Origin of the sequence: Methanobrevibacter sp., assembly GCF_045603845.1 — an archaeon.
Classification (GTDB): Archaea; Methanobacteriota; Methanobacteria; order Methanobacteriales; family Methanobacteriaceae; genus Methanocatella.
This window is the reverse complement of the sequence record NZ_JAZUMY010000033.1, coordinates 1-15,923: the sequence shown is the minus strand read 5'-3', so window position 1 is coordinate 15,923 and position 15,923 is coordinate 1. Positions and strand designations below refer to the sequence as shown.

At 37.1% G+C, this 15,923-nt stretch carries 4 protein-coding genes; 3 read left to right on the top strand and 1 reads right to left on the bottom strand.

The features are described from left to right. Window positions 1-99 precede the first annotated feature (99 nt). Entirely contained in the window at window positions 100-1,884 is a 1,785-nt protein-coding gene (locus ACKI2W_RS03230) for a YhgE/Pip family protein (protein ID WP_407379175.1), read from the top strand. A 234-nt stretch (window positions 1,885-2,118) separates the two neighbouring features. Beyond that, the gene (locus ACKI2W_RS03225; RefSeq protein WP_407379173.1) at window positions 2,119-3,327 is read left to right on the top strand and encodes an ATP-binding protein; all 1,209 of its coding nucleotides are present in this window, start codon (window positions 2,119-2,121) and stop codon (window positions 3,325-3,327) included. Between the two features lie 36 nt (window positions 3,328-3,363). Here the strand turns inward: ACKI2W_RS03225 and ACKI2W_RS03220 are convergent, their stop codons facing one another. Further along, window positions 3,364-3,609, bottom strand: a complete 246-nt coding sequence (locus ACKI2W_RS03220; RefSeq protein ID WP_407379171.1) for a hypothetical protein — start codon at window positions 3,607-3,609, stop codon at window positions 3,364-3,366. A 315-nt stretch (window positions 3,610-3,924) separates the two neighbouring features. Here ACKI2W_RS03220 and ACKI2W_RS03215 point away from each other — a divergent pair. Next, window positions 3,925-15,923: beta strand repeat-containing protein (locus tag ACKI2W_RS03215; RefSeq protein ID WP_407379169.1), on the top strand; the 11,999-nt coding region annotated here is incomplete at its 3' end.

Below are 15,923 nucleotides of genomic sequence, written 5' to 3'. Positions count from 1 at the left end.
TTAATTATATTTGATTAATGATTATTAAATTGTTATGTGCACAAATTTTATATTTATTATAAAATATATAATTAAACGTATAAAAATTTGAGGTATAAAATGGCTGGAAGAGATATAAGCAATGTTGTTGAGATTATTAAAAAAGACTTCAAATCAGCATTTTCAAATCCTATTGTTACAATTGTTTTAATTGGGATAATAATACTGCCCTCACTTTATGCTCTTATAAACATTCAGGCATGCTGGGATCCTTATGGAAACACTGGTGAAGTGCAGTTTGCAATAGCAAACCTTGATAAGGGAGCATCATATGATGGTGTAGAGATTAATGTTGGAGATGAGCTGATTAAGGATTTAAAGAATAATGATAAGTTTAATTGGACATTCGTAACAGAAGATGAGCTGCGGGACGGCGTTTATAAGGGAGATTATTATGCGGGAATAGTAATACCCAAAAACCTGAGTGAAAATATTTTATCAATCACATCAGACGACCCGCAACAGGCTAAGTTAGAGTATGTTGTTAATGTAAAATCCAATCCGGTTGCCACTAAATTAACTGATTCTGGTGCTAATGCAGTTTATAATGCATTGAATGCAAAAATAATAGAAATCATTAACTTAGCAGCTTATGGAAAACTAGGGGAACTGCAGGCAGGTCTTGCCTCTGGTGCAGGTCAGTTATCCAGCGGGGGCAGTCAGCTTTCAGCAGGTTCAGCACAGGTTTCTTCCGGTGCAAGTCAGCTGTCAAGTGGTGCAGGACAGTTATCAGATGGTGCAAGCCAGTTATCAGATGGTGCAAGCCAATTGGCTGATGGTGCAGGTCAGGTTGCCGGAGGCACTCAGCAGGCATATGATAAAGTAAATACATATAATACAGAAATTCATGAGGCCACCGGATACATTAGAGAGCACACCAGTAGCTCTATAATACACGAAGTGACTGACAAAATTGATTCTAAAAGTGAAAATGTCACAGGTAAAGTCCAGCAGTTGAATGATGGTGCCGGTCAGGTTGCAGACGGTTCAGCATCTTTAGCTGAAAATACAGGCAGGCTTAAATTAGGTATTGATGAGTTGGCTGAAGGTTCACTGTCCCTTGCGGCAGGTGCGGAGTTACTTGGAAATGCAGCTGCACAGGCATTGTTTACTGCAGCGGCTTCCCTTGCTTCTACTGCAAATACTCTTGGGGAAATCACAGGCATTAACGAAACAATACTTGGAGACTATTTCTATTCTCCAGTTACCCTTGACCGGCATGAAGTTTTCTCAGTTCCGGATTACGGATCCAATGTATCTCCATTTTATCTGGTACTGTCAATGTGGGTTGGTGCTTTAATCACCTGTGCAATGTTAAAACCTGGCGTGGCTAAAGGAACAAAATATTCTCCTCTTGAAATGTACTTTGGAAAATTAGCGATATTTTTCATATTGAGCATTCTTCAAGTATCCGTAACAATTATCGGAGCATTTATATTAGGAATTTACATTGCCAATGTACCGCTGTTTATTTTCTCAGCCCTTCTGGTATCGGCGGTATTTATGGTTCTGATTTATTCTCTGGTTTCCGCATTGGGAGATGTTGGAAAAGCAGTAGCTATTGTCCTTCTGGTTATTCAGATATCAGGTACCGGAGGAATTTATCCGGTTCAGATTATGGATCACTTTTTCCAAGTATTGAATCCTTATTTGCCGATGACATATGCAATTACATTAATACGTGAAGCCCAATTAGGTCTGGTCTGGTCAAACTACTTGCCTGCATTGGCTATCTTATTGGGAATAGGTATTGTAACTGTTGCTGTTCTGTTGGTTGTTAAGGAAAAGGCAGATACAGCAGCACATTACTTTGAAAAACGTTTGGAAGACAGCGGACTATTTTAGAAGTTTATTATAACTTCTTTTATTCTTTTTTTACATTTAAACTATTTTATATTTTATATATGGGTCGATGAGGCTCTAATTAATTTTATACTCTGTACCAAATGTGGAAACACTTGGGAACCTTTAATTAATTTTTTTTATTTTGTCGAGTATAATCGACAAATTTATAGTTTTTTTCATTTTTGTCTAGTATAATCGACAAGATTATATATTTCTAAAATCAATATAATTATGATGATTATAAGAAATGAATATATGGATAAAATTGAACGATTGATTGATAAAGATCCTATTAAAATAATAATTGGTGTTAGGAGAAGTGGAAAAACATATTTGTTGAAAAATATTTATCACTATCTCTTAAAAAGGGATATTCCCGAATCAAATATTTTTTTCATATCCTTTGAATCAATGAAATATAATTATATTGAAAATTCCAAACAACTTGATGAAAAGATTATTGAATTAACTCAGAATATTGAAGGTAAGGTATACTTCCTTTTTGATGAAATACAGAATGTTGAAAATTGGGAAAAAAGTATCAATGCATATAGGGTTGATTTTAATTGTGATATTTATATAACTGGTTCCAATTCAGAATTATTGTCTGGAGAACTTGCAACTTTGATAGCTGGAAGATATTTCCAAATAGATTTATATCCATTTTCATTTAAGGAGTTTGTCCAATACAAACAACAAATTGATAATTGTGATATATCTAATCTTGAAGATTTATTCAATGAATATTTGAAATTTGGAGGCATGCCTTCAATACTTCAGATATCTGATGAGGATAAATTTTCATATCTGGGGGATATTTATGCTACTATTCTTTTAAAGGATATTATATCAAGACATCAAATAAGAAATACGGACATGCTAAATCGCATTATTGATTATACAATAATGAATATAAGTAAAGATTTCTCAGCAACTAGCATATCTGATTATATGAAACACGAAGGAAGAAAAATATCAAAAGATACCATTTTGGATTACTTGTTATATTCACAAGATGCTTGTTTTATTCATAAAGTGCCAAAAGAACATATTAAAGGTAAAAAAGTTTTATTGAGCAATGAAAAATATTTCATAGTTGATCATGGATTTTATCAACTTAAATTTGCCAATATTGAAAATATAGGTTCTATTTTAGAAAATATTGTTTATATTGAATTACTTAGAAGAGGATATGATATTAAAATAGGTATTCTAAATAAAAAAGAAATAGACTTTGTTTGCAGAAAAAATAAAGAAAAGATTTATATTCAAGTTGCATATAAGCTATCTGCTGATAAAACTATAGATAGGGAATTTTCAGGTCTTGCAAAAATAGATGATAATTATGATAAATATGTTTTGACTATGGATACTCAGGATTTTTCAAATAATGGATTAAAACATAGAAATATCATTGATTTTTTAACTTCAGATTATATTTAACTTTTAAGTTGAAAAAAATAAAAAGAGAAAAATGCTCTATTTTTTAAATGGATTAATTTTATCAATGATTCTGCTTGTTATTATGCCGATGGCGGCATTGTAAATCATATCTGCTTTTGCCTCGTCAACGCCTAACTTTTCTGAAATCATTTGGGTTATGGTATCCTTGTTTTTGTTCCCGGCAAGAAATGTGCTTTCAAGAATCTCATTTACGCCCTGTGACTGGCTTTGATTCAAACCTGTTTCATCGGATAATCTTTTGAAAAAGTCTTCAGCATTCATTTTTACACTTCATTTTTTCTACTATATAATATATAATATATTATAATAATTCAATTTTCCACTCGTAATTAAAAAATTGTAATTTGATGATGTATACATTTTTAGGTTAATTTTATACATTGTATAATATACTGTCATTTGAACTGAATTAATTCATAGTTTATTTTTTTTCAAAATTTTTAGTATATATATTTTGATACTTTATTCTCGTTAGTAAAGTATTACTATAATAATAAAGTAAAATAAATCTCATTGTAAACTCTCCATGACTATGTAAAATATACTAGTCATTTATGTAAATGGAGGGGGTGTATTATGAATAAGAAAGAGATATTGTTAATATGTTTAATATTTTGTTTTATCTTTTCAATGCAGGCAGTAGCTTCTGCTGATGTTGATTTAGATAACACAAATGATACTAAATTGGCAACATCATCTATTGATGCTATAGGTATCAGCAATGATCTTTCGTCATATTCACTTCCTGAAAATAATCAAATATTAAGGGGTGAAAATGATGACGCAGGATCATTTTCAGACCTTCAAAGTAAAATAAATAGTGAGTCAGGCACAATTGTGCTGGATAGAAACTACACATTCAATGAATCATTGGATTCAGATGTTGCGCTTTCAACTTCAGGTATTGTGGTTAATAAGGATTCAACCCTTACAATCATTGGAGCTGCCGGCAAGAATATTACTATAAACGGTTTGGGAGATTCCAAACTTTTCTCATTTAGAAGTAATGTGATATTGCAGAATATCAATTTCATAAATGGTGTAGGACACAAGACTTCAGCTATTATCTCCGATGCCGATGTGACATTGGAAATTTCCGGTTGTACATTTTTAGACAACACCGGTAAATTAGGTGGAGCTATCCAAGCCAATGGTGGTTTGACACTCACTGATTCTATCTTTGACGGTAACTTGGCACTAGATGGTGGAAGTATTTATATAGGTAACAGTCAACTGACTTCCAGAATTGAAAACTGTAATTTCACTGACTCCTCGGCAACTACAGCCAGTGGTGGATGTATCTATTCAGATTCTCCAGATTTAACATTACGTAATATTAATATTACTGATGCGGTGGCCGCTAAAAATGGTGGGGCAATTTTAATCAATGGTGAAAATACAGTTCTGGAAAACATCTACATTGCAGATTGTAGGGCAACCAATGGTGGAGCAATGTATGATATGAAAGCTCCTAGAGAATCCATTAATTTAACGTTTGTAAGAAACCATGCTTTCAGTGACGGTGGTGCAATATACCTCGTAGCAGACAGTACTGGTAATGGTATGTCAAGCGGATTGGTCAATTCCACATTCAAAAATAACATTGCAAATGATGAAGGTGGTGCCCTATACCTTGAAGGTAGAAATGGTATAATATTTAATTGTACATTTGAGAGTAATACTGGTAGTACTGATGCAGGTGCTGTAATGATTAAAGGTTCTAATTGGAGAGTTTATAATTCAACCTTTAAAAACAATAAAGTTAATAATCGTTATGGTGGTGCAATATATCTAGAAAACAGTACTGGTTCTGAAATATGGTATAGTAACTTTACCAGTAATGAGGCATCTTATAGTGGAGGTGCAATATTCCTGTATAATAGTTCAAGTACTACTATTGCATATTCTAACTTCACTAGTAATGTTGCTGGTCATGGTGGAGGTGCTATATATTGGAACTTTAATGCAGATGATGGTACACTAACTCACTCAAGATTCATCAGTAATACTGCGCATGCTGGTGATGGTGGTGGAGTATATTGGAATGGTAATAGAGGTAATATTACTTGGTGTACTTTTGAGTATAATAATGCTCAAGGTTCAGCCGGTGCAAATACCGGTTTCGGTGGTGGACTCTCTATATCTGGAATTTATACTAATGCAAGTAACTGTACATTCAGACATAATCATGCTGATGTTAATGCAGGTGGTTGTGTAGTTAAAGGTACTGCTAATAGTGCTAGTACATATGTAACTGTTAGAGATTCCATATTTGAGTATAATGATGCGGGCAGAAATGCAGGTGGTCTATGTTGGAATGGTAACTCACCTCACGGTACTGCTATAAACTGTACTTTCAGATATAATCATGCATTAGGTTCAGCTGGTGCTCTAGGTTGGCAAAGTAGTTGGGGTGAAGTATATAATTCCACCTTTGAACACAACTATGCAACTGGACAATATGGTTCCGAACACCCTGGTCACGGTGGTGCAATGACATTCAGAGGAAGCAATAACCTTGCATATAACTGTACTTTCTTAAATAACACTGCTGCTAAAGACGGTGGTGCTGCATATATGAGGCTTGCCGGTAATAATGTTAATGATAACACTACATTTGAGCTTTGTAAATTTATTAACAACACCGCTTCAAATAATGGTGGTGCACTCGCATGGGAAGAAGGATCAAGCAATGCAAATGTTACCAATTGTAATTTCACAAACAACACTGCTCAAAGGTCTGCCGGTGCAATCTCCTGGGAAGGTACCTACGGATTCTTTGAATATTCAAACTTCATCAACAACACTGCTACAGGTAAGGTAACCGACGCAATCGGCGGTGGAGATGCTGGAGCTGTCCTATGGATAGGTAATCACGGTATTGTAAACCACTGTAACTTCACAAATAACTTTGCAGAGTACCGTGGAGGTTCAACATTCATCAAAGGAAGTACAAACATCACATTCAACGATACGGTCTTCAAATTCAACACTGCAGGAACTAACGGTGGAGGAATTGACTGGCAAGAAGGTTCCCATGACGGCAGATTGCTCAATTCAGTCTTTATAAACAACACTGCATGGAGATCTGCAGGTGCTGTATTCTGGTACGGTACCAACGGAACAATCTACAACTGTAACTTCACAAACAACACTGCTGTAGGAAATGTGACAAGTGACGATAGAAAAGCCGCAGCTATCACATATTCAACCATAGGAGGTAACGGTGGTGCTCTCGTATGGACTGGTTCTATAGGTAATGTTACAAAAGTCAATTTCGATAACAACTATGCAGAACGTTTGGGTGGAGCAGTATTCCTTGAACTGAATGAAAACATTACTTTAAAACGTGTAAACTTCACAAACAACACTGCCGGTATCAACGGTGGTGCTGTAGACTGGTACAAAGGTGCTGCAAACGGTAGACTCGAACATGCAATTTTCATTAATAATACCGCTAAAAGGTCCGGTGGGGCTATATATTGGTATGGTCATAACGGTACTTTGTACAATGTTTCATTCACAGACAACAGAGCACTGGGTCAGGTATATTATATCAATCCATTTGGTGAAAACACCACTGGCGGTGACGGTGGAGCAATATTCTGGACAGGTTATGACGGAAACGTAACAATATCCAAATTCATAAACAACACTGCAGTTAAACGTGGTGGAGCAGTCTTCCTGCAAGGAGCAAGTGATTATTATTGTAATAATACCAGATTCAAGACTGCATGGTTTGAAAACAACACTGCAGGTACCAACGGTGGTGCAGTTGACTGGTTTAAAGGAGCTACACATGGTGTAATAGACAATGCAACATTCATAAACAATGTAGCTAACAGATCCGGTGGAGCTATATACTGGAACGGTGATTACGGAGATATCCTAAACTCCAACTTCACGGATAACCGTGCTAAAGGTCTGACCTACGCAATCAATGCATATGGAGAAAACACAACCGGAGGTTCCGGTGGAGCTATCATCTGGTCAGGTTCTCACGGTGAAGTAATCAACTGTAGATTCATTGACAATAATGCATCAAGACACGGTGGTGCAGTATACATGCAGGGTACATCCGAAGAAAACTGTACCAACACAACATTTGACTTGTGTTACTTCGAAGGAAACAACGCTACCGTCAACGGTGGTGCGCTGGACTGGCACGAAGGAGCTCACGACGGTGTAGTAAACAGATCTGAGTTCGTCAACAACAGGGCAAGAGCTAACGGTGGTGCTATCTTCTGGTCAGGTCACGGCGGTGAAATATTGCATTCCAACTTTACAGAAAACCATGCATTAGGTATAGTAAGTGATGATAATGGAAACCAGGGTGATGGTGGAGCAATAATATGGATCGGATTGAACGGTTATGTGGATGACTGCTGGTTCAAATTCAATAATGCATCCGCCCGTGGTGGAGCAGTATACCTGCAGCCATGTGCACACGGAAACAACAACATTACATTTGTAAAATCTCACTTCATCAACAATACTGCAGGTACCAACGGCGGTGCTATTGACTGGCATGCGGGTGCTGAAAACGGTACAGTTAAAGAATCTGAATTTATCAACAACACTGCAAAACGTAGCGGTGGAGCTATTTACTGGAACGGTCACTATGGTACTATCCAGTCATCTAATTTCACTTACAACAAGGCTTTAGGTGTTGCCAATGCAACAAATGCATTTGGTGAGGTTACTTACGGTGGTGACGGTGGTGCTGTAATCTGGATCGGTTCTGACGGTACTGTAGATGACTGTAGATTTGAATTTAACAACGCTACCAAACGTGGAGGTGCAGTATATCTGCAGGGTACTTCTGATGCTAACTGTACTGACACTAACTTCACTAATTCACACTTTATCAATAACACTGCAGGTACTAACGGTGGTGCTATTGACTGGAACGTTGGCGCTCACAACGGTCTTATAAGCGGTTCCGAATTTATTAATAACACTGCTAAAAGATCAGGTGGAGCTGTTTACTGGAACGGTCAATACGGAACCATTAAATATTCCAATTTCACTTACAACAAGGCTTTAGGTGTTGCCAATGCAACAAATGCATTTGGTGAGGTTACTTACGGTGGTGACGGTGGTGCTGTAATCTGGATTGGTTCTCATGGTAGTGTAGACAACTGCTGGTTTACATTCAACGAAGCAAAAGCAAACTCAACTACAGGCGCTACAGGTCGTGGAGGTGCAGTATACCTGCAGGGTACTTCTGAAGCTAACTGTACTGACACTAACTTCACTAATTCTCACTTTATCAATAACACTGCCGGTACTAACGGTGGTGCTATTGACTGGAACGTTGGTGCTCACAACGGTCTTGTAAGCGGAACAGAATTTATCAACAACACTGCAAGATATGACGGTGGAGCTATCTTCTGGAACGGTATTACAGGTACAATCAAAAACACTAACTTCACAAACAATACTGTTGGTGATGACGGTGGAGCTATCTTCTGGCAAGGTGATGGAGGTAGTATAGATAACATTACCTGTATTAACAACAAAGGAATAAGTCAAGACACTTCCAGCACTAGAGGAGGAACAATCTGTCTTACAGGTTCCGACGTCAGCATATCTAATTCCACATTCAGTTATGGTCAGGCTTATATTGATGAGGGCAAGGATTCATCTAAAGTTGATGGTGGTGCAATATTCATTACAGGTAACAATGTAAATATTACCTCATCTGATTTCGACCACTGTAATGCTACAAATAACGGTGGAACCCTATATATCTTAGGTAACAATACCAATATTTACCACTGTACATTTGACAATTCCACTGCAAAATTCGGTGGAGTAATATATGTGGAAGGTATTGAAACCACAATAGTCAACGCTACAGCAACAAATTCCAACTGTACAAAAGACGGTGGAGTATTATACGTAAAAGGTAATGACTGTGAAATATATAACTCCACTTTAAAACATAACGTTGCAGGTGACGACGGTGGAGCAATCTACTGGGATGGAGACAACGGTAGAATGTACAACATCACATGTGAAGACAATAAAGGTATCAGTGCAGGCACTTCCCACTCCAAAGGTGGTGCAATCTGTCTAACATGTGATAACGCTTCAATTGAAAAATCATCATTCGATGACAGTTTCTCCACATACAGCGGAGGTACAATATTCATCACAGGTAACAATGTAAACATTACAGATTCAGAATTTAAAGATTCAAAAGTGGACCTTGATGCACAAATCGATTATGATGAAGGTGATTACCCTTACGGTGGTGCATTATACATTCTCGGTAACTACACCAATGTATTGAACTGTACTTTCGACAACTGTACAGCAATCAACGGTGGAGTAATGTATGTAGAAGGTCACGACGTAAAAGTCAACGCAACGTTTACAAACAGTAATTCCACAAAAGACGGTGGAGCATTATATGTAATAGGTGAAAACTGTGAGATGTTCAACTCAACTTTCAAACATAACGTTGCAGGTGACGACGGTGGAGCTATCTACTGGGAAGGTAATGACGGTTCAATGTATAACATAACCTGTGAGGATAACAAAGGTATCAGTTCAGGCACTTCCTCTTCTAAAGGTGGTACAATCTGTCTTACAGGTAATAACACTTCAGTAAATAAATCCAGTTTCACAGACAGTTTCTCCACATATAATGGTGGTGCCATTTTCGTTACCGGTAATAATGTAAACATTACTGAATCCGACTTTAAAAACTGTACTGTAGACATTACTGCAAGTATAACCAGTAAAGACGAACCGTACGGTGGTGCATTATACATTCTAGGTAACTATACCAATGTATTGGACTGTACTTTCGAGCAATCCAAAGCAATTAACGGAGCGATTATTTATGTAGAAGGTCATGACGCCACAATCAGAGCCAACTGTAGTAATGCTTCAGCAACCAAGTTCGGTGGAGCAATATTTATCGATGGTGAAAATGCTACAATCACAGGATCTGCTGTTGAAAATACAAATGCAACATTGTCCGGTGGTGCAATATATGTAAACGGTTTCAATGCCACAATCGAAGATTCAAGCTTTGATAAGACAAATGCGTTTGGATCCACAGGAAATGGTGGAGGAGCAATATTTATTGAAGGTGATTTGGCCGTTGTAAAATGCTCAAACTTCACAAACAATGCGGCTAACAGTAACACCCATGCAATAGGTGGAGCTATTTACGTTGACGGTGAAAATGTAAACATTTCAGATTCCATATTTGAAAAATCCAAATCTAATTTACATGGTGGTGCTATTTACATCCACGGTACAAATACCACAATCAGCGGTTCTAATTTCACTGACTGTACTGTAGATAGTGCCGGTTCTACAGGTGGTGCTATTTATGTAGAAGGTGTAAATGCTACAATCGACGAATCAGAATTCGACAATTGTATTGCAGAATCACATGGTGGTGCTATCTATATCCATGGTAGAAATACTGTAATTAATGGTTCTAATTTTACTAAATCAAAAACCACTGCAACTGGATCTCAGGGTGGAGCTATTTATGTAGATGGTCTTAATGCATTTATTAACGGTTCTGACTTTGATGAGTGTAGTGCTGTTGAAAGTGGTGGATCCATTTATATTAAAGGTACCAACACTACTATTCAGGATTCCAATTTCACAAGTTCTAAAGTTACTTCTTCATCATCAGACGGTGGAGCTATTTATGTTGACGGTAACTATGCTTTAATCAATGGTTCCAATTTCGTAAGCAGCCAAGCATCAGATTTAGGTGGTGCTATTTACATTATAGGTAGTTTTGCAGAAATTATGGAGTCTAATTTCAATTTATCTAAATCAACATATGGTGCAGGTATTTATATCCAAGGTAATAATGCAACTATAGACAATTCAACTTTCAATGAAAATAAAGCTTCTTCAGGTGGTGGAGGTATTTACAGTAATGGTATCGGTTCAAAAGTATATAATTCCAATTTCACAGATAATGAAGCTAATAAAAATGAAGTTATGGGACATGGTGGTGGAGCTATCTACTGGGTAGGTGGTGCAAAAGGAGACACTATCGAAAACTGTACTTTCACGAGTAATTCTGCTGGATTCGGTGGAGGTATCCGTTGGGTAAATAAAGCTGGTGTGGTTGCTAGTGGTCTACTCAAAAACTGTACTTTCGATGACAACTGGGGTAGCAAAGGTTCAGCAATAAGCTGGGCATCATCCAACTCCGCACTTATTACTGAATGTACTTTCAAAAATAATTATGCTTATAAAAACGGTGGTATCTATGCTGGTTCAAACGGTCAAGGCGCAACTGGTGTCGGATTCAACATAACTTATTGTAACTTCATAAACAACTCTGCAGACTTCTGTGGTGGAGATATTGCTTGTGCTATGGCATATGCTGTAATTAAAGGATGTAACTTCACTGGAAGTGAAGCAGGTTATGGTGGTTCCATTGTATTAAGAGAATCAAGTCCTTACGGAACAAAAATTATTGATTGTATTTTCACAAACACTACCAGCGCTATGCTTAAAGGTCATAATGATGGTGGTAAAAACGGTGGTGGAGCGATTTATGTAAGTAATGAAAACCATAATGCTAACTCAATATCAGTTATTAATGTCACAATCATTAACAGTACTTCAACAACTGACGGCGGAGCTATCAAATGGGGTAATGGTGATTATGGTAAAGACGGTAGTTTAATAAATGTAACAATCATCAATTCAACGGCTACAAGTACATATAATAATCAATTTAATACCTATGGTAAAGGTGGTGCTATTTATTGGTTAGGAAATAACGGTAAATTCTTAAATGTAACTGTAATCAATGCTAATTCCAGAAACAATGGTGGTGCTGTTTATGTTTCAGGTACTAACCTTAATATTATGGAGTCCAATTTCATTGATTGTGTCGCTAACCAATCTGGAGGAGCTATTTACTGGGATGCAGATAAAGGTGTAGTATTTAATTCTAACTTTACAAACAACTCTGCTATTAATAATGGTGGAGGAATCTACTGGGCAAGCACCAATGGACAAGTATTGGATTCCCTTTTCACAGCCAACAGTGCAACCAATGGTGGAGGAATCTACTGGGCCGGATCAAACGGTAAACTTGATGGTACAACATTCGTTAAAAACAATGCAACTTTAGGTGGTGGAGTATACTGGACAGCTTCTTCATCAACATTCACTAACAATAAGCTATATAACAACACCGCAACAAACGGTGGTGGAGTATACTGGAACTTAAATGGCGGTTCAATTGTTAATTCAACAATGATGTACAACAAAGCAACAACCGGTTCTGCAATCTATGCAAGATATTCACCTTCTGATATAATCAACACAACACTTTTAGAGAACCAAGCTCATTCCTATGAGATTTACAATACAAAAACTACAGTAATTGACAGAACTGCAAATACAATCACAGTATTTACCTACTTCAGAGGAAATGATAACCAATTAAATGCTATCTACAAACAATCTGGTACTATTTACTATACAAATGTAACTTATTTGGGAGTAAATGGGGTCAGAAACACCAATGATAAAGGACAAAGGGTATCTGTGGTTGTACTTAATGATAATCAGTACCCAACCGATGAAAATGAAATCTATCAAACCAACCTTGAGGTTTATCAGGATGTAACCGTATATGCATATGACGGAAACAATAAACTGGTAATGAATGTAACCGGAAAAACAGATTACAGAGGAGCTATTGAATTCACATACACTGATGATTCATTCCCTGCAGATGATATCAATGTTAAAGTATTCCATCCGGAAGACAACTACTACACATACATAGCATTTGCAAACAGAACAAAACTATCAACCGTAATAATTGAAGTGGATGATATCTACTTCCAGGAAACAGAATACATAAACATTACTATAAGGCCTTTTAATGAAACTGAAACCGTCAGCGTATGTCCTGGTAACGTAACTGTATACATTAACGGTGAACTTTACGCTGAAAATGTCACTTTAAATCAGGACGGTACAAACGGCCATGCCACAATTCCTGTTTCAGGACTGCATGTGGACACATATAAAGTCTATGTTGCATACTCAGGTAACGGCGAATATATTCCTGAATACAATTCCACAACATTCAGAGTACTTAAAATCCCTTCATGGATTACTGTTGAAGTGGATGACTATTACTATGGAGATGCAGGTAAAGCTATTATCCACACAATTGAAAACGCAAGCGCCAATGTAACTGTTATCATAAATGGTAGGGAATATCATGTTGAAGTAAATGATACGGGCTATGCAGAATTGCCTATTCCACTCTTTGATGCTGGAAACTACACTGCTGAGGCATACTATCCTGATACCAGAGACTGTTACGCTTCAAATGCAACCGATGACTTCAACATATTAAAAGTCAACTCCACACTCAATATAACAGGAGTAATCCTTGACAGCCTCAACACAATCAAATTATACATTGATGTCGGTCCTGCTGACACTTTCGGTAAAATCAGCATATTATTCGACGGAAAACAATATAACCTGACTTTAGTCAATTCCACCGCTGAGCTGACATTATATGATGTTGAACTCGGTGTATATCCTGTTTATGCTGAATATTATGGTGACAGAAACCACTATGGATCAAATAATACAACTGTAATAGATGCAACCAAATACAGGTCCTACATTGACATTGACGTTACTAACATCACTTACGGTGAAAATGAAACCATTATATTCACTTTGCCTTCCGATGCGACGGGCAACTTAACAATAACATTCAATGGCCAAACATTCAACAAAACTATCAAAGACGGTAAGGTCATTTTAGAGAACTTGAAATTGCCTGCAGGCAACTACACGGTAAACGCAACATATCTTGGTGATGACTATTACAGAGGATCCTACAATGAAGACTTATTCATCGTAGCTAAGGCTGTTCCTGTATTGGAGCCTGTCGTTGAAAACATAACCTATATGGAAATTGAGCATATTATAGCTAACATCAACCAGACAGGAAATGTTTCAATTATCATAAGAAGCTTAATAAATCCTGAGGTTATCATTACTCAAAACTTAACAATCAACATTACCAACGGCAGAAACGTAAGCTGGAACGTATCCGGCCTTGCAAGAGGAGACTACTTCGCTCAGGTCATATTCCATGGAAACCAAAACTACACATCCGTTGAAGTAAACTCAACATTCATCGTAAAACCTGCAGTTCCAATAATAATCGTTGAAGCAAACGACACTGACGTTGACAGATATAATCCAATTAACATTACAGTATATCCAAGAGGCAACGTAACCGGAAACGTGACTGTATACTTCGACGGTGAAAATATAGGAACATATGACTTGACAAACGGATTCATAAGACTGGAAAACGTATTCATTTCAACAAATGGAACTCATGACATTGTCGCTGTCTATAACGGCGATAACAACTTCACACATCAGCACAACTCAACCACATTCAGTGCTGATGGAGTATTCACGAAACATGATCCTAAATTCAATATAACTGCATTAAACGTTACTGTAGTTCAAAACGGTCATATTACAATCAACTTGCCTGCTAATGCAACAGGTATGGTATACATCAAGGTTAATGACACACAATACTATGTCAACCTGTCCGAAACCAGAACATTGACACTTCCATTGCTTTCAAACGGAACCTATAATGTGTGGGCTAACTACACCGGTGATGACTACTGGAACTCTATTGTAAATGTAACAACATTCAAAGTATCCAAACTGAATACTACTGTGGATATAAATGTTGTTGAACCTATAATCTATGACGGTCCTGCAAATATCACAGTAACTGTATTGGATGATGTTGACGGATTCATCACATTGACTATAAACAATGGTACTGCCGATATCAGAAACATTACATTGCCTGTTGACCACGGAAAAGTCAACTGGATTGTCGACGGATTAGGCGCCGGTTCATACACGGTTTACGCTAACTACACCGGCAGCGCAAGATACAATATTAATGATACTCAATCCAAGGCGTTCACAGTAACACAAGCTACTCCAAGCTTCACTGTTGAAGAGGTTACTGTTGATGCAAATACAAATGCAGTCGTAACTGTTAAAGTGGCCAACGCTACCGGAAAACTCAACATTACTGTGGATGGTAAGAACTACACTGCTGATATAATTGATGGTGAAGCCGTATTCACTATTGACAAACTGGCTAACGGAACCTATGATGTAAAAGTCACTTATGCAGGAAATGACAACTACACATACAAATCAGATAACTTTGAAGACAAATTGCTCGTAAACAAAGTATCCTGCTACCCAATAAATGTAACAGCTGTTGATGTGGATGTCGGTGTAAACACTACAATTACCGTTCGTGTTCCTACTGATGCTACAGGTACAGTAACTATTTGGGTAAACGGAACTGAAAAGGTTAATGCTACTATTAAAGATGGTGTTGCTACATTCCACCTTAACCAAACTATTTCAGGTAGATATGACATTAATGCTACTTTAAGCGATGTTAAATATGCTGATAAAACTGCTTATGCTTCTTACTGGGTATCTAAAGTTGACACTCCAATATTGATTGATGTTGATCC

Bases quoted from the DNA above. Each gene is read 5' to 3' on its own strand.
- ACKI2W_RS03230 (WP_407379175.1), top strand. From the start codon at position 100: ATGGCTGGAAGAGATATAAGCAATGTTGTTGAGATTATTAAAAAAGAC.
- ACKI2W_RS03225 (WP_407379173.1), top strand. From the start codon at position 2,119: ATGATTATAAGAAATGAATATATGGATAAAATTGAACGATTGATTGAT.
- ACKI2W_RS03220 (WP_407379171.1), bottom strand. From the start codon at position 3,609: ATGAATGCTGAAGACTTTTTCAAAAGATTATCCGATGAAACAGGTTTG.